15 protein-coding genes and 1 tRNA gene are annotated in these 16,362 nt (G+C 66.7%); 3 read left to right on the top strand and 13 right to left on the bottom strand.

Annotated features, from left to right (window positions below):
• The first annotated feature begins 44 nt into the window (after positions 1 to 44).
• Both NKI10_RS07420 and NKI10_RS07415 read left to right on the top strand, forming a co-directional pair.
• Positions 45 to 953, top strand: a complete 909-nt coding sequence (locus tag NKI10_RS07420) for a PhzF family phenazine biosynthesis protein (protein WP_023685176.1) — start codon at positions 45 to 47, stop codon at positions 951 to 953.
• Between the two features lie 106 nt (positions 954 to 1,059).
• Positions 1,060 to 1,135: transfer RNA gene (locus NKI10_RS07415), tRNA-Lys, on the top strand.
• Positions 1,136 to 1,304: 169 nt separating this feature from the next.
• On the opposite strand, the gene NKI10_RS07410 is transcribed toward NKI10_RS07415, so the two are convergent.
• From NKI10_RS07410 to NKI10_RS07375, 8 genes are all read right to left on the bottom strand, one after another.
• Entirely contained in the window at positions 1,305 to 1,577 is a 273-nt protein-coding gene (locus NKI10_RS07410) for a hypothetical protein (protein ID WP_155923538.1), read from the bottom strand.
• A 250-nt stretch (positions 1,578 to 1,827) separates the two neighbouring features.
• Complete coding sequence (gene cobT, locus NKI10_RS07405; RefSeq protein WP_352859362.1) at positions 1,828 to 2,838, bottom strand: nicotinate-nucleotide--dimethylbenzimidazole phosphoribosyltransferase; 1,011 nt, start codon at positions 2,836 to 2,838, stop codon at positions 1,828 to 1,830.
• A gap of 24 nt (positions 2,839 to 2,862) precedes the next feature.
• Complete coding sequence (locus NKI10_RS07400) at positions 2,863 to 3,630, bottom strand: adenosylcobinamide-GDP ribazoletransferase (RefSeq protein WP_023822153.1); 768 nt, start codon at positions 3,628 to 3,630, stop codon at positions 2,863 to 2,865.
• Positions 3,627 to 4,940 (bottom strand): cobyrinic acid a,c-diamide synthase CobB, encoded by a 1,314-nt coding sequence (locus tag NKI10_RS07395; protein ID WP_352859360.1) that lies wholly within the window; start codon positions 4,938 to 4,940, stop codon positions 3,627 to 3,629. The genes NKI10_RS07400 and NKI10_RS07395 overlap by 4 nt, the downstream gene beginning before the upstream one ends.
• Positions 4,937 to 5,743, bottom strand: coding sequence for a uroporphyrinogen-III C-methyltransferase (gene cobA / locus NKI10_RS07390; protein ID WP_023746870.1), 807 nt, complete (start codon positions 5,741 to 5,743; stop codon positions 4,937 to 4,939). Before cobA ends, NKI10_RS07395 begins: the two co-directional genes overlap by 4 nt.
• Entirely contained in the window at positions 5,740 to 6,504 is a 765-nt protein-coding gene (gene cobM, locus NKI10_RS07385) for a precorrin-4 C(11)-methyltransferase (protein ID WP_023690316.1), read from the bottom strand. The genes cobA and cobM overlap by 4 nt, the downstream gene beginning before the upstream one ends.
• The gene (locus tag NKI10_RS07380; RefSeq protein ID WP_352859357.1) at positions 6,501 to 6,887 is read right to left on the bottom strand and encodes a cobalamin biosynthesis protein; all 387 of its coding nucleotides are present in this window, start codon (positions 6,885 to 6,887) and stop codon (positions 6,501 to 6,503) included. Before NKI10_RS07380 ends, cobM begins: the two co-directional genes overlap by 4 nt.
• Complete coding sequence (locus NKI10_RS07375) at positions 6,884 to 8,110, bottom strand: bifunctional cobalt-precorrin-7 (C(5))-methyltransferase/cobalt-precorrin-6B (C(15))-methyltransferase (protein WP_023685184.1); 1,227 nt, start codon at positions 8,108 to 8,110, stop codon at positions 6,884 to 6,886. Before NKI10_RS07375 ends, NKI10_RS07380 begins: the two co-directional genes overlap by 4 nt.
• 208 nt (positions 8,111 to 8,318) lie before the next feature.
• Here NKI10_RS07375 and NKI10_RS07370 point away from each other — a divergent pair, with 208 nt between their 5' ends.
• A complete protein-coding gene (locus NKI10_RS07370; RefSeq protein ID WP_032885524.1) occupies positions 8,319 to 9,077 on the top strand; it encodes a cobalt-precorrin-6A reductase in 759 nt (252 codons plus the stop codon).
• Here NKI10_RS07370 and NKI10_RS07365 read toward each other — a convergent pair.
• The 5 genes from NKI10_RS07365 to cobN are packed head-to-tail and all read right to left on the bottom strand — an operon-like array spanning position 9,041 to position 16,350.
• Complete coding sequence (locus NKI10_RS07365; RefSeq protein WP_023700382.1) at positions 9,041 to 9,805, bottom strand: precorrin-3B C(17)-methyltransferase; 765 nt, start codon at positions 9,803 to 9,805, stop codon at positions 9,041 to 9,043. The two genes, NKI10_RS07370 and NKI10_RS07365, sit on opposite strands and share 37 nt — an antisense overlap.
• Positions 9,802 to 10,575 (bottom strand): precorrin-2 C(20)-methyltransferase, encoded by a 774-nt coding sequence (locus tag NKI10_RS07360; RefSeq protein ID WP_031197672.1) that lies wholly within the window; start codon positions 10,573 to 10,575, stop codon positions 9,802 to 9,804. Before NKI10_RS07360 ends, NKI10_RS07365 begins: the two co-directional genes overlap by 4 nt.
• Entirely contained in the window at positions 10,572 to 11,204 is a 633-nt protein-coding gene (locus tag NKI10_RS07355) for a precorrin-8X methylmutase (protein WP_023746866.1), read from the bottom strand. Before NKI10_RS07355 ends, NKI10_RS07360 begins: the two co-directional genes overlap by 4 nt.
• Positions 11,205 to 11,206: 2 nt before the next feature.
• On the bottom strand, positions 11,207 to 12,673 hold the full coding sequence (gene cobG, locus NKI10_RS07350; protein ID WP_352859354.1) for a precorrin-3B synthase: 1,467 nt from the start codon (positions 12,671 to 12,673) through the stop codon (positions 11,207 to 11,209).
• On the bottom strand, positions 12,670 to 16,350 hold the full coding sequence (gene cobN, locus NKI10_RS07345) for a cobaltochelatase subunit CobN (protein ID WP_352859352.1): 3,681 nt from the start codon (positions 16,348 to 16,350) through the stop codon (positions 12,670 to 12,672). The genes cobG and cobN overlap by 4 nt, the downstream gene beginning before the upstream one ends.
• Between the last annotated feature and the right edge of the window lie 12 nt (positions 16,351 to 16,362).

Raw genomic sequence — 16,362 nt, 5'->3', positions numbered from 1 at the left:
TTAAATTTCGGCCATGTTCGGATTGAGGCGGAAGGTTTTTCAAGATGCAGACCCGCAATTACTTGCTCTACGATGTGTTTACGACGGAGCGGCTGGCCGGCAATCCGCTGGCTGTCGTGCTCGACAGCCAAGGGCTGGATACAGCCGCCATGCAGGCCATTGCGCGCGAGTTCAACCTGTCCGAATCGGTCTTCGTACTGCCGCCGGACAATCCAAAACATCGCAACCGCATCCGCATTTTCACGCCCGACTATGAGATGCCGTTCGCCGGACATCCGACAGTTGGCGCTGCGATCGCGCTGGCCGAACTGACAGGCGAGGGCGAAGCCGGCATCTTCGTGCTGGAGGAGAATATCGGCCCGGTGCGCTGCGCCGTCAGCCGGCACGATGGCGCCACCTTTGCCGAGTTCGACCTGGCGAAGCTGCCGGAGCCGCTGAAGCTCGATGCCGACCCGGAGGCGATCGGCGCCGCCCTCGGGCTGGCGCCGCACGAGATCGGCTTCGAGAATCACCTGGTGTCGTTCTGGTCGGCAGGCGTGCCTTACGTCACCATTCCGGTTGCCAATCTGGAGGCTGCCGGCCGGATCAAGCTCGACAACCAGGCCTGGTCGGAACTGGCGCCGCGCAAGAGCGAATGGGCCTTCGCCAGCCCGTATGTCTATTGCCGCCAGACGGTGAACCATGACAGCGCCTTCCATGTCCGCATGATCGTGCCGGGCACGCCGTCCTATGAAGACCCGGCGACCGGGTCGGCGGCGGCGGCCTTTGCCGGCGCCATCATGCATTTCGATGCGCCCACCGACGGCATTTCGCAGCTGTGGATCGAGCAGGGGCTGGAGATGGGCCGCCCGTCACGTATCCGCTTGGAACTCACTGTCGAAGGCGGAAAACTGGCCTCCGCGCGCATCGGCGGCCATGCCATCAAGGTGGCGGAAGGCAGGCTGTTCGTGTGACCGCCTGCGGCAGTTCAGCGATTTGTCGGGAAATGATTCCGGCAGGGCTGGACAGGACCGGTATCGGCGGCTATATGCCCGCCAACGCCGGTTTTACCGGTCGAGTGGGTGCGTAGCTCAGTTGGTAGAGCAGCTGACTCTTAATCAGCGGGTCCACAGTTCAATCCTGTGCGCACCCACCAAATTTCTAGAAGAGTTGGTGGAAGACCTTGGAATGCCGGACGCGTTGACGCGCCTCGACATGCTGGGGCAGGTTTGCCTTAAACTCGGCGGCCGGTAAGCCGGTGCGCTATTTGGCGAAGGAGTGAAGGCCGCGCTGGATTAAGAAAAGCCCGGAAGCCGAAGCCGCCATCAATTAAAGCCAGTTTGAAACCACGGACTGGTGTCATACCCTAAGCGCGGATTATAATGATCCAGGAAGTTTTCGGCCCTATTTGACGGTCGCGCAACCACGGTGCCTGTCGATTTGCAATCCGGTTTCGCGGTCGGCTTGCTGCCAGCCTTCTTATGAGCTGTAGAACACGAGGTTGTAGCCTGAGCGGTGGCCACCTTTTTCTTCTCTTTCGCAGCAGCTGCTCCGGTAGCGGCCAATACTATTGCTACGCCAAAGACAACGAGTTTCATTGAAAACGCCCTCACCCTGCCCAATCCGTAATGATTGCGCCTGGTCACCGTTACGTCAATCACATTTTGTCGGCAACGGCGGCGAATAGTGCCAGTAAAAAGAGCCCACCACAGAAGCAGCGGGCCAACCCCCAGGTGGGGAATCTTTCAGCGGCCGTGCTGTTCGAGCCACCAGCCCGGAATGCCAGTGATCGGCCCGACGATGGTCAGTGAAGGTTCGGGCCGGCGCCCTCCCGTCAAATCGCTCTAGCTACTTCTCCGAAACACCAGCCTCGGCAAAGCTCGCCATGCCCGTGTGGCACTCCAGCGCCGAGCGGACGATGTTGACGGCTAGGCAGGCGCCGGAGCCTTCGCCGAGCCGCATGCCGAGGTCGAGCAGCGGCGGCAGGCCGAGCGCTTCGAGCAGGCGCCGGTGGCCGGATTCGGCCGAGACATGGGCGGCGATGGTGTGGGCGAGGCCTGAGGGGTGCAGTCGCGCCAGGGGCGCTGCCGCTGCCGTGCAGACGAAGCCGTCGAGCAGCACCGGGACGTTCTTGCGGCGGGCGGCGAGCGTGGCGCCGAAGATGGCGGCGAGTTCGCGGCCGCCAAGGGCGGCGGCGATCTTCAGCGGGTCGGACAGCGCGTCGGCATGGCGCTTGAGGCCGGATTCAATGGCGGTGACCTTGCGCTTCAGCCCGGCATCGTCGACGCCGGTGCCGCGCCCGGTCCATTTTTCAGCGCCGCCGCCGAACAGGGCGGTCGAGATGGCGGCCGCCGGCGTGGTGTTGCCGATGCCCATCTCGCCGAAACAGACGAGGTCGAGGTCGTTCGTCACCGCGTCATAGCCAGCCGAGACGGCGGCGAGGAAGTTTTTTTCGTCCATTGCCGGCACGTCAGTGAAGTCGCCTGTCGGATGATCGAGATCGAGCGGGATGACGTCGAGTTCCGCGCCGGCGATGCGGGCAAGCTGGTTGATGGCGGCGCCGCCGCTGGCGAAATTCGCCACCATCTGCACGGTCACTTCCGACGGGAAGGCCGACACGCCCTGCGCGGTGACGCCGTGATTGCCGGCGAAAACGAAGACTTTGACGCGATCGAGTTTCGGCATGTCGCGGCCCTGCCAGCGTGCCAGCCAGGCGGCGAGGGTTTCCAGCCGGCCCAGGCTGCCTTGCGGCTTCGTCAGCGTGTCCTGGCGGCGGGCGACTGCATTGGCGGCGGTATCACTGCCGGCAGGCAGATCGAAACAGGCGGCGCGCAGTTCATCGAATGATTTGAAGGGCATGGGGAAGGAATCTCCGGGGAAGAATCAGGACAGGGAAATGGAAGCGACGAGCAGGACCGTGATCTCGCCCAACTGCTGCAGGGCGCCGATCGTGTCACCGGTGTGGCCGCCAATCTGGTTGAGGCAGAGCGCGCGCAAGGCGCTGAACACGAGAGCGAGCAGGATCAGTGCGGCAAAGGCGCCGCCGAGCCCCAGCGTCAGAAGCGGGATGGCCCCGAGCACGGCGCCGAGAACAGCTGTCTGGGTCGAGACGGTCCCGGCGCCGGCAGACAGGCCGTCACTGCGCGCCGCCGGCGCCAGATGCATGAACGCGCCGAGCAGGCCGCGCGATGCGGCGTGGGCGGCGATCAGCGCGAAGAGCACGCCTGTCGGATTGGCCAGTTGCGACAGCGCGCTCCAGCGGATGAGCATCGACAGGCCAAGAGCTGCTGCGCCATAGGCGCCGATGCGGCTGTCGCGCATGATCTCCAGTTTTTTATCGCGTGTCTTGCCGCCGCCAAAGCCATCTGCGACATCGGAAAGCCCGTCCTCATGCAGGCAGCCCGTGGCGAGCAGGGTTGCTGCAAGCGCAAGGGCTGCTGCCGGGCCGGGGGCAAGGCCGAGCTGTACGCCCGCGGCGTAGACGACAGCACCAGCCACAGCGACGGCGAGGCCGGCGACAGGCGCCGCCCAGATCGCATCGGCCAGGCTGCGGCCACGAAGGTCGAAGACCGGCAGCGGCAGCCGGGTGAAGAAGACGAGGCAAAGCGCGACGTCGTCGAACGCTTGCCGGGGCGAGGGCACGGAGGTCATGCACCCCTCGCAATGGCGTGGAAGAAGGTGCCGCTGACATGGCCGCGGCGATAGCCGGAGGCGCCGAGCGGATTGCCCTGACCGTCGGCGAGATCGGCCAATGGCTCGTCATTGCCGGTCGCAATCATCTGCGCATAGTGGAATTCATGGCCACGGATCAGCGCGCCTTGCGGCCCCAGCGGACAGGCGACGCGCAGGCGTGCCTCGCGGTAGCCGAGGTTCATCTTGCGCTTGGCAAAGCTGGTGGAATGGCCGAGCAGGCCAAGCATGGCGTGCGTCTCGCCGGCCGCGTCCTCCAGCGCTTGGCCCAGCACCATGAAGCCGCCGCACTCGCCATGGATCGGCTTGGTCTCGGCAAACCTGGCCATGCCAGCTCGGAAATTGGTCGCCGCCGCGAGGCTGCCGGAGTGGAGCTCGGGATAGCCGCCGGGCAGCCAGCAGACATCGCAATTCTGCACCGGTGCTTCGTCGGCTAGCGGCGAGAACGGCACGATCTCGGCGCCGGCCTGACGCCAGTGGGCGGCGACGTGCGGATAGAGGAAGGTGAAGGCGGCGTCTTCGGCGAGCGCGATTCGTTGGCCGGGCGGCTGCAAGGCATGTTCGAAACTGCCTGATGCCGGCGAAAACGGCGCGGCCAGCGCCATGATGGCGTCAAGGTCGAGGGATTTCTCGACCATGTCGGCGAGGCGGTCGAGATGCGTCATCAGGTCGGCATATTCGCCGGCCTGGACGAGGCCGAGATGGCGCTCCGGCAAATTGAGCGTGGGATCGCGCAGGATGGCACCGACGACCGGCAGGCCGAGCGTTTCGATCGCCTCGCTGCACAGCTTGCGGTGGCGCTCGCTGCCGAGACGGTTGAGCACGATTCCGGCCATGCGCACATCCGAGTCGTAGGTGGCAAAACCCTTGGCGACGGCGGCCGCCGTCGTCGACTGTCCCGAGACGTCGAGCACCAAAAGCACCGGCAGGTGGTAGAGCCGCGCCAGATCGGCGGCCGAGCCGGTGCGGCCTTGTCCGGCCGGGATGCCGTCGAACAGGCCCATGGCGCTTTCGAGGAAGATAAAATCGGCGTCCTCGGTGGCATTGCCGGCCAACGCGTTGAGCAGGTCAGGCGACATCGCCCAGCTGTCCAGGTTGACGCCGGACAGGCCAGTGGCGGCGGTATGAAAACCCGGATCGATATAGTCGGGGCCGGACTTGGCGCCGCGCACCTTGATGCCGCGCCGGGCGAGCGCGCGCAAAATGCCGATGGTGACGCTGGTCTTGCCGGAGCCGGAACGCGGCGCGCCGATGATGATGGCGCGGGTCATGCATTACCCGCCAGTGCCGCGCGCATGGCGACGATGCCGCCGACGACAATGAGGGCCGGCGAGGCCAATTCCGCCGCGGCGGCCGCTTCGGAAATGGTGGCGAGTGTCGCGACGACGGTCCGCTCCTGCGGTGTCGTCGCCGAAACGATGACAGCCGCCGGCGTCGACGGCGCCAGCCCGCCTTCGAGCAGCGACGCGGCGATAACAGGCAGATTGGCCATGCCCATATAGATGACCACCGGCTGGCCGGTGCGGGCGATCGCGCCCCAGTCGAGATCGTCATCTGTGCCGGCGGCATGACCTGTCGCCAGGATGATCGCCTTGTTGATGCCGCGCATGGTTGCGGGAATGCCGGTGGCGGCCAGCGCGCTCAGCCCCGATGTCAGGCCGGGCAGGACGCGGAACGGGATTTTTTCGCGCGCCAGCGCCAGCGCCTCTTCGCCGCCACGGCCGAAAATATAGGGATCGCCACCCTTCAGCCTGATGACGCGGCGGCCATCGCGCGCCAGCCGCACCAGCAGAGCGGTGATGTCGTCCTGCTTCATCGACGGTTTGCCGCCGCGTTTTCCTGCAAAGAACAGCTGGGCATTGTCCGCAACGGCGACAACGTCAGAGGAGACCAGCGCGTCATAGACCACGGCGTCGGCCTCGGCCAATGCCGCCAGCACTTCCAGCGTCAGGCAGCCGGGATCGCCGGGGCCGGCGCCGGCCAGCCAGACATGGCCCGGCTCAAGCCGGCGCGGCTTGAAGTTCAGCCGGGCAAGGGCCTGTTCGAGCGTGGTGTTTTCGCTTTTACCGCTCACAATCCGTCCCGTCCCCGGAAACGCCGCTGATAGTGGGCGTCGTACAATGAACTCTCGCCAAAACCTTCCGCTGCCAGCGAGCGGCCGACGAAGATGATCGCCGTGCGCTCCATCGGGTCGGCGGCGAGCAGCGCCTCGATGGTCGCTAGCGTGCCGGTCAGCACGCGCTCGTCCGGCCATGAAGCGCGAAAGACGATCGCCACCGGGCAATCGCCGCCATAATGCGGCGACAATTCGGCGACGACTCGGTCGATGGCGTGGATGGCGAGATGAATGGCCAGTGTGGCGCCGGTGCGGCCGAAGCCGGCCAGCGTTTCGCCCGGCGGCATTTTCGAGGCGCGGCCGGAGACGCGGGTCAGCACCAGGCTTTGCGCCACCTCGGGAATGGTCAGTTCGCGGCGAAGGGCTGCGGCTGCGGCGGCGAAAGAGGGAACGCCCGGCGTCAGCGTGTAAGGAATGCCGTGTTTTTCCAGCCGGCGGATCTGCTCGGCCACGGCGCTCCACACCGAGAGGTCGCCGGAATGCAGGCGGGCGACATCGTGGCCGGCCTGGTGGGCTGTCACATATTCGACCTCGATTTCGTCGAGTGACATCGGCGCCGTATCGATCAGTTTGGTCCCCGGTGCGCAGTGTTGCAGCAATTCCGGCGCGACGATCGAGCCGGCATGCAGACAGACCGGGCAGCTTGCCAGCAGCTTGGCGCCGCGCAGTGTGATGAGGTCGGCGGCGCCGGGACCGGCGCCGATGAAATGCACGGTCATGGCGCGTCTCCGCTGATGGCGATGGCGCAGGTGACCGGGCCGAGCACGGTGCGTGGACCAAGCAGCTTTGCACCGGGGCCGGCAACGGCAAGGGCGGAGGCTTCTGAGACGGAGGGTGTGCCGGCGAGATCCTGCGAGAGATCGGATTTGCTGAGTGCCTCCGACGAGACGGCCTGAAGTGCTGCGTCATCAACGATGATGACGGGAAGGTTGAGCCTGCGGCCAGCGGCAGAGATCGCTTCTTCGTCTTTCTTGAGCGCGGCGGTCGCCAAGGCCGACAGCGCCGTTATCGCCAGCCCGTGCGCTTCGAGGGCGGTTTCGATCGCCGCGAGCACGTCTTCGACGCTCACGCCCTTCCGGCTGCCGATGCCCGCCACCATCATGGCTTCACCCAGCTCCACTGGGTGACCGGCATGGCCGGGCGCCAGGCCTGCATCGAACCGACAGGAGAAGCGCGGGAAATGGTGATGCGGGTAAGGTCGCCGCCGCGCTTGATGTGCTCCGCGAGAAGCAGCGCCTCCATCTCCAGCGTCACCGCATTGGCAACGAGACGGCCACGGGATGGCAGCGCCTTGATGGCGGCGTTCAGTACGCCGGCGTCGCTGCCACCTCCGCCGATGAAGATCGCATCCGGCGTGTCCAGCCCGGCCAGTGCCTTGGGCGCCGACCCTTCCACCACGACAAGACCGGGCACGCCGCAATGCGCGGCGTTGCGGACGATGCGGGCGGCGCGGTCGCTGTTGGCCTCGATGGCGATGGCGCGCATCGAGGGGTGAGCGAGCATCCATTCGATGCCGATGGAGCCGGAACCGGCGCCGATGTCCCACAGCAATTCGCCACGCCTCGGCGCCAGCGCCGCAAGCGTGATGGCGCGGATGTCGTGCTTGGTGATCTGGCCGTCGTGCTCGAACAGATGGTCGGCGCGGCCAACGGTCAGCGGCAGGATGCGGGCCTCTTGTGTCGATTCAAGCTCAAGCGCCAGCACGTTGAGCGGATTGATGTCTCTGAGATCGAAAGCGTCGGCACGTGCCGAGCGAAGCTTCTCGTTCGGTCCGCCCAGCGCTTCCAGAACGGTCAGCCGCGAACCGCCGAAGTCGAGCTCTACGAGCAGGCGCGCTATTGTCGCTGGTGCGTCGCCGTCCGATGTCAGCGCCAGGATGCGCGCCCTGGGATGCAGCAGCGGCCGGATCAGGTCGAGCGGCCTTCCATGCAGCGAGATCGTCTCGATGTCCTGCAACGCCCAGCCGAGCCGGGCGGCAGCCAGCGAAATCGCCGATGGCGCGGGGATGACATGCATCTCTTCAGGCTTGACCTTGCGGGCAAGGGTGGCGCCGACCCCGTGGAAGAATGGATCACCGGAGGCGAGCACGCAGACGCGCCGGCCGGCCAGCGCCAGCACGTCTGCCATGCCGGCATCGAATGGCACCGGCCATGGGCGCTGCTCACCCTTGATGAGCGAAGCCACCAGCGCCAGATGCCGCTTGCCGCCGAAGACGGTCTCGGCGTCAGCGATCTGCCGCTTGGCCTCGTCGCCGAGACTCGCTAAACCGTCCTCGCCGATGCCGACGATTGTAAGCCATTTTGGCGTGGGCTGTTTTTTTGACATGTCGCGCCGCCCCTCATCCGCCTGAGGCGTTCGTCGTTCGAAAAGTCAAGCAATTGACTTTTCGTCTGCCAGCCAGACCACTCCTCACCTCCCCGTGTAGTGACGGGGAGAAGGGAGACGCTCCGGCGCTGACGCCTCCCTCTCCCCGTTCTTCAGGGGGAGAGGGTAGGGGTGAGGGGCAGCGCAGACGCTGTTCAACATGGTGCTCATGAAGAAGATTCTGATCCTTGGCGGCACGACAGAAGCGCGCCAATTGGCCGGAAAACTGGTGGAAGATTTCCTCGTCACTCTGTCGCTGGCCGGCCGTACCGAAAGCCCGGTCGCGCAAGGCGTGCCGGTGCGCAGCGGCGGCTTTGGCGGCGCCGACGGGCTGGCGGCCTATCTCAAGGAGACGCGAACCGATCTGCTGATCGACGCGACGCATCCCTATGCCGCGCGAATTTCCGCCAATGCGGCGCAAGCCGCGCAAATGACCGGCGTGCCTATCCTTGCTTTGCGCCGCCCTGGCTGGGAGCCAATAGATGGCGACCGCTGGACGCAGGTCGATACGACAGGCGATGCGGTGCACGCGCTTGGATCGCCGCCGCGCCGCGCCTTCCTGGCGCTCGGCCGGCAGGAGGTCGCGGCTTTCGAGGCGGCGCCGCAGCATCATTACCTTGTCCGCAGCGTCGATCCGGTCGAGCCGAAACTGGCGGTGCCTGATGCGACCTACCTGCTGGCGCGTGGGCCGTTTCGCGAGGCGGATGAACGCGCGCTGCTCGAGGAGCACCGCATCGATGTCGTCGTATCCAAGAACAGCGGCGGCGAGGCCACCTACGGCAAGATCGCGGCGGCGCGGGCGCTCGGTATCGAGGTGGTGATGGTGCGCAGGCCCATCCTGCCGGAGGTGCCGTCGGCCGAAACTGTCGAAGCATTGGCCGCGATGATCGATCATGGTCTCGACCCCGTCGCGGAGCGCGGCGTGTAGACCAGCGCCGGTTTGTCGCCGCGCTTGATGATCCGTGTTTCCGGCGAACCGATGATGATGCAGGTCGCCATGTCGGCTTTTTGCGCGTCGACATCGGCCAGCAAAAAGACCTCGATGCGCTCGTCCGGGCGGCCGGCGGCGCGGCCGAAGATGACCGGCGTGGTGCCGGGCAGGATGGCGGCCAGGCATTCGAAGGCACGGCCGAGCTGCCAAGGGCGCGCCTTGCTGATCGGGTTGTAGAGCGCAATGACAAAGCCGGCGCCGGCCGCCGCCAGCAGGCGCAGTTCGATCAAGTCCCACGGCTTCAGATTGTCGGACAGCGAGATGGCGCAGAAATCATGGCCGAGCGGCGCGCCGATGCGGGCGGCAACCGCCAGCATGGCGGTGACGCCGGGCACGACAGTGACATCGACGGTGCGCCATTCGGCCGGACCGGCCTCGATCGCCTCGCAGACGGCGGCCGCCATGGCGAACACGCCGGGATCGCCGCCGGAGACGACGGCGACGTCATGGCCGTCCGCCGCCTTTACCAGCGCGTCCTTGGAGCGGGCGAGTTCCTCGCGATTATCCGAGGCGACGCGGGTTTGATCCGGGCGAAGATCAAGCCGGTCGAGATACGGCTTGTAGCCATAGAAGAACTTTGCCTCGGCGACGGCGCGGCTGGCTTGCGGCGTCACTTGATCGGCATTGCCGGGCCCAAGGCCGATGACGGTGAGGCGGCCGCTCATGGCTTGGCTCCCATGACGCCAGGCCGGCCGGACCAGCCGGCGACCAGCACGATGGCGAAATAGGGGGCCTTGTCGTCCGGCTTGTCGGCAAGCTTCATCGAGATGCTGCCGGCCATGGTGCCGCGCTCGACATAAACGGCGCGGGCGAGCTTGCCGGTGGCGTCCAGTGCCCGCCTGATCTTGGACAGATTGCGGCCGACCTTCATGATGACGGCGGCATCCGTGTCGGCGAGACGGCGTGTCAGCTCGAACTCGCTCATCGTGCCGGGCAAAACCGTCAGCACATCGTCGCCCTGGACGATAGGCACGCCGGTCTGCGACCAGCAGCCGGACATGGCGGTGACGCCGGGGATGACCTCGGTCGGGAAGCGATGGGCGAGGCGGACATGCAGGTGCATGTAGGAGCCGTAGAACAGCGGGTCGCCTTCGGAGAGCACGGCGACCATGCGGCCGGCTTCGAGGTGTTCGGCGACCTTCTCGGCCGACTCCTCGTAGAAATCGGTGATCTGCGAACGGTAGTCGTCGTGATCCTTGTCGATCTCGGTGGTCACGGGGTAGAGCAGCGGCAGTTCCAGCATATCCGGCCGGAAGCGCGCCTCGACGATGGCGCGCGCATTGCTGTTGTTGCCGCGCTTGGCGAAGTAGGCGACGACATCGGCCTCGGCCAGAACGCGCGCGGCCTTCAGCGTCAGCAGCTCGGGGTCGCCAGGCCCCGTGCCGACGCCGACAAGACGGCCTTTTGCCAGATCTTCTTTGACGGCTGCGTTCACAGGCCGGGCCTCGCCAGCGAATTGAGGGCGGCTGCAGTCATGGCGCTGCCGCCAAGCCTGCCGCGCACGATGGCGTAGGGCACGCCGTAGGAGTTTTCAGCCAGCGCATCCTTGGATTCGGCGGCACCGACGAAGCCGACCGGCATGCCGATGATGGCGGCCGGTTTCGGCGCGCCATCGCGCAGCTTTTCCAGGAGATAGAAGAGCGCTGTCGGCGCATTGCCGATGGCCACGACCGAACCGGCCATGCGTTCGCCCCAGAGGTCGATCGCGGCGGCCGAGCGGGTGTTGCCGATCTGCTTGGCGATGTCGTGCGTGCGCGGGTCGCGCAAGGTGCAGATCACCTCATTGCCGGCCGGCAGCCTGGCGCGGGTGACGCCATGCGAGACCATTTCGGCATCGCAGAAGATCGGTGCGCCGGCCGCCAAGGCGCTGCGGGCAGCGGCGACGAAATCGCTGGAGAAGACAAAATGACTTGATGCTTCGACCTGGCCGCAGGCATGGATCATGCGGATGGCGACGTCGGCTTCCGCCTCGGAGAACCGGGACAGGTCGGCCTCTGCGCGGATGATGGCAAAAGAGCGCTCATAGATGGCGTTGCCGTCATGGATGTAATCGTAGGCGGCCATGCTTATTCCTGTCGGTAGCTTTCGGCGATTGCCGCCGGCCTGAGCCTTGTCAGGCAAGCGGCGGCGGTTTCGCCCTGAAATCGTGCGCTGCGGACCATCGCCGCGACGCTACTGACGCCGCGTGCGGCGTCATAGCCCGGCCTGTAGCCCGCAGGAAGGGCCTTTGCCGTCGCGTTCACGACAAGTCCGGCTCCGTTTTCGCCGCCGACCAATGTCAGCGCCGCCTGGCCTGGGTGCGCGCAGCCCTTGGCGCAGCCGGAAATGTGCAGTGTGAAGTCGAGGATATCAGCGTTTTCGGCGGCGATTGTCTCGGCAATATCGCGCGTGGTGATGCGGCCGGATGCGCAGGCAGGAGTGCCGGGGCAGGCGGCGATGCGGGTGCGCGGGTCGGCGGCGGTGGTAACGAAGCCAAGGGCGGCGGCGGTGGCTCGCAGGGGGTGGTTTGCGGACGACGGTTGGCCGAGGAACAGCAAGGCGCGGCCGGGGGCGAGGCGGATTTCGGCGGTGCCGAGGTTCGACGCTCGGCTGGCAAGGTCGATAAGGTTTTGCGCTGGCATGCTGCCGAAGGGCAGGCCGATGCCGAGGGCGTGGCCGGTGTTCAAGTCGAAGAGGCCAATCGGCGAGCGAGAGCGCTCTACGGCGCCCCCCTCTGTCCTGCCGGACATCTCCCCCACTTGGGGGGAGATTGTGCTGTCGCCGCCGGTTTCGCCAGTTTTCAACGTCGAAGGCGAAGAGCTGACAGCGAAGCTGCTGATCTCCCCCCTTGTGGGGGAGATGTCCGGCAGGACAGAGGGGGGCGCGAAGGAATGCCAACCTGCGAGAGACGCTAGCTGCCTCTCCGACAAATCCCTCGCATGTGCCTCCCGGCCTTTCTCCGCGGTCATCCTGAGGGCAGCAACCGCAATATCGCGCGCTGCATCCTCATCGGCCGTCGCAAGCGGCCTCGCGCTTTGGCCATCGCCGGCAACAGACAAAGCCCACATAACGTTGCCGCCGTCCCGCACCGCCTTCAGCCTGACATCGGCCGTCACCCCCTCCATCGTCAGCTGCCCACCACCATCGACAACCACCGACACCTTCGGTCCGAGCCTTGGCGTCAGCCCAGCTTCCTCGACCGCAGCCCTAACCCGCTCAGCCAAAGCTCGCGGATCGGCAATCTCCCGCGGATCGATGCCGGCCAGCGGCCCGGCCTCGACCGGCACGCCGGTGCGCACGGCGACGCCAAGCGCATCGACCTCCGCCGCCAGCAGCCCAGCACTTTCCGCCGTAAGCCCGCGTATCTGCAGGCTGCCGCGTGCGGTCACTTCCATGATGCCGTTGCCGCGCTTCAAGGCGGATTCGCAGAGTCCGATCAGCGACTTGGGGGAAAGCCCTCCAGCAACCGGGTTGAGCCGCACCAGCAGGCCATCGCCGGTCTGCATCGGCGCCGAGAGAGCCGGACAGGCGCCGCGGCGCGAGAAGGCGTTCATGCCGCGACCCCGAGCGCCTCGGCCTCGGCGATCAACGCCGCGAGATCGTCGTCGACCGAGTTGCGCAAGGGATGCCAGAGACCACGCCGGCGCGCCGACAGGAAGCGTTCGGCGATGACTTTGGCTGCGGCCGGGTTTTCGCGCAGGATGAAGGCGCGGACATCGGGATCACCGACATAGGCATCATGCACGGCCTCGATCAGCGCGCCTGAAATGGCGTGCGTGGTTTCAGCGAAGCCGATGAGGCGGTCGACCGTTTCGGCGAATTCGGAGGCGCCGCGCGGGCCGTGCCGCATCTGGCCGGCGATGAAACGCGCATTGACGGCTCGCGCCCGCACAACCCGCGACACAGCCTCACCGACCGAGCGCGGCTTCGGCTTTTGCGGGTCGGTGGTGTCGAGCACGATGACATCGGCATTGCGGCCCAGCGCCGCCAGCGCTGCCGAAAAGCCGCCGATGAAGGCGACGTCGGCGGAGCCCTCGAGAATGTCGCGGCCGGGATCGTCGCCGGTGTGGACCAGCAGATCGGCCTCGGCGACGCGGGTCTCGAAAGCGCCGGGGGAGGCGATGCCTTCGCCCTCGGCGCCGCCATAAGCATGTGATGTCGCACCGAGATAGGCGCGGCCGATTTCTTCGCGCCCGACCCAGTCGCCGCTGGACAGCAGGTCCTCGACGCCGGCGCCATAAGTGCCGGGCGAGGTGCCGAAGATGCGCGGGCTGATCTTGCCGTCGGCGCGGGTTCTGGCGGCGAGCGGGTTTTCCGTATCGTCCTCGTCGCGGGCGGCAACGGCGTTGGCGGCGGCGTCGATCAGCGCGATCTGGGTCGGGAACATGTCGCGGAACAGACCCGAAATCCGCCAGGTGACATCGACGCGCGGGCGACCGAGCGTGGCCGGCGGCAGCACTTCGATGCCGGTGATGCGGCCGGTGGCCGAATCCCATTGCGGCCGGCAGCCCATCAGCGCCAGGCCTTGCGCGATCTCCTCGCCGCCGGTGCGCAGCGAGGCCGAGCCCCAGAGGTCGATGACCAGCGAGCGCGGCCAGTCGCCATGCGACTGCATATAGCCGCGCACGACTTCTTCTGCCGCCGCCTTTCCCAGATCGTAGGCGGTCGGCGTCGGCATGGTGCGCGGGTCGGAGGTGAACAGGTTGCGGCCGGTGGGCAGCACGTCGGAGCGGCCACGCGCCGGTGCGCCCGCCGGACCCGCCTTGATGTGACGGCCGTCGAGCGCGGCAAGAAGTGCTGCTTTCTCGGCCTCCGCGCTTTGCACGCGCATGGCGTCGGGCTCGTCGTCGGGAGCGCGGCCATAGATGTGCAGGCCGTCCTTGATGGCGAAATCCTTGAGGTCGCAGAGCCAGGCGTCGATGCGGCGCAGCGCCTCGTCGGGCGCATCGGTTTGGGCGACACCTGCTTCGGAGGCGAGGCCGGTCTTTTGCGCCGTGTCGACGATCAGTTTTGCCAGGCGGTCGCGGCGACGGCGGTCGAGGCCGTCGGCCTGGGCATATTCGTCGACGAGGCGTTCGAGCTTGTGCTGCCCTTCGTCGAGGCCGGCACCGGTCAGCGGCGGCGGCAGATGGCCAAGCGTGACGGCGGCGATACGCCGCTTCGCCTGCGCCGCTTCGCCGGGATTGGAGACGATGAAGGGATAGATGACGGGCAGCGAGCCGGTGACGATCTCGGGGAAGCAGTTTTGTGAGAGCGCAACCGTCTTGCCGGGCAGCCATTCCAGCGTGCCATGGGCGCCGACATGGATGAGAGCATGGATGCGGAGCGATTTGCGCAGCCACAGGCCGAAGGCCAGCAGATCGTGGCGCGGCGGCAGCGTCGGGTCGTGGTAATCGGCGCGCCGGTCGGCCGAGCGGCCGCGGTCGGGGGCGAGAGCGACAGTGATGTTGCCGAAGGTGGCGGCGCGGAAGGGGAAGCCGCTCTTACCCTCCCCCTTGTGGGGAGGGTGGCCCGCAGGGCCGGGTGGGGGTGGTGCACCGCTACCCCCACCCCGTTTCGCGCCATCCGCTTCGCGAATGTCGCGAACCGACCCTCCCCACAAGGGGGAGGGTGAAGGAGCGCCCCATGCCGCCTCGACTGCAGCCAGTGCGTCAGCCGGCAAATCCTTTGAGAAGTCCAGATACTCTTCCAGCCCCAGCCCACCATCGCCCCGCTCCAACGAATCCAGCAACCCACGCGGCGTTTGCGGAATCCCTTCAACCCGATAGCCCTGCTCCTTCAGGTCATGCAGCATCGCCAGCACGCTCGACGGCACATCCAAACCCACGGCGTAACCGGTGCGGCCGGGCGCACTCGGGTAATCCGGTATGAGGATCGCCAAGTTGCGCGTCGCCCGGGGCGTCTGCTGCAGCTTGATGAACGCCGCCACGCGCTCCGCCACTTGCGCCACGCGATCCGGTTCCGGGCGGTTGGCGAAGGCGCGGTGGCCGAGCGCCGGGTCGGTCTCGCTCTCGCCCTTGAAGGAAATCGCGCCGGCGAGGATGCGGCCGTCGAGTTCGGGCAGCACGACATGCATGGCGAGGTCGGCGGGCGCCAGGCCGCGCTGGTTGTTGTCCCAGACGTCGCGGCGGGTGGTGGCGACGATGACCTGGAAGACAGGCACGCCGGCGCGGTCGAACAGGGTTTGGACGCCGGGTTCGGCGCCGGAGGCGAAGGCGGTTGCGGTGATGATGGCGGCGGGGTTGAGCGCGGCCAGAGCAGTTTCGACGAAGGCCAGGGAGGTCGGGTCTTTGAGGCTGGAGACGAAGATCGGGACCGGTCTCATGCCGCGCTGGCGGAGTGCATCAAAGAGGGCATCGATTGGCGCGACATCGGCGGCCAGCAGCATCGAGCGGTAGAAGAGGATGGGGATGATGGGAGAGTTGATGTTGTCTGCGCCGAGTTCCCGCCCACCCCCCTCTGTCCTGCCGGACATCTCCCCCGCAAGGGGGGAGATTGTGCTCTCATCGACGCTTTCGCCAATCGGGGATGTTGCAGAGGAATCTATTATCGGCTGGGCAGAAAAAGTGCCGAGGTCCGCGCCGGCTGATCTCCCCCCTTGCGGGGGAGATGTCCGGCAGGACAGAGGGGGGTGTGAAGGAACGCCGACATCGGCCAAATCCAACTTGCCTACGACGCCGCAGCCTGGCTCGTAATAGCCAGCTTTCGGCACGCTGACCGGCTCAGCCGCCGCCACATCGGACCCAGCCAACCCCGCTAGCCGCTGCACCAGCGCCGTCATATTCTCCGGGCCACCCTCGCGGAAATAACCAAGCAGGCCGTCCAACTCCTCGCGCGGCAGCGTCGAGGCTTCGATCAGCCTGAGATCCTCGTCGTGGCTTTCACCAGGCAGCAGCGCCAGCTTGATGCCGTTCGCACGGGCAGTCGCGGCAAGCTGGTCGCAGCCATAGCGCCACCAGTCGTAGCCGCCGAGGATGCGCACCAAAATCACCTTGGCGTGGCGGGCGACGCTGTCGAACCAGAGGTCCACGGACATGGGATGGCGCAGGTCGCGCAGCGCCGCCAGCCGCATCGACGGCAGGCGGGCGGCATCGGCCTTCCAGGCCGCCGCGAGGCCGGCGAGGTCGCTGTCGGTGAAGGACAGCGCCACGATATCCGCCGGCGTCTGCCGGAGATCAACCGGCTCGGCGAGATCGTCGAGCGAGGCGGAGGTCGTGGTGAGTATGTGCATCGCGGCTCGTGC

Source organism: Mesorhizobium sp. M0802 (assembly GCF_040320115.1).
Taxonomy (GTDB): Bacteria; Pseudomonadota; Alphaproteobacteria; order Rhizobiales; family Rhizobiaceae; genus Mesorhizobium.
The sequence above is the reverse complement of the archived record's forward strand: the minus strand, read 5'-3'. Positions and strand labels throughout refer to the sequence as shown.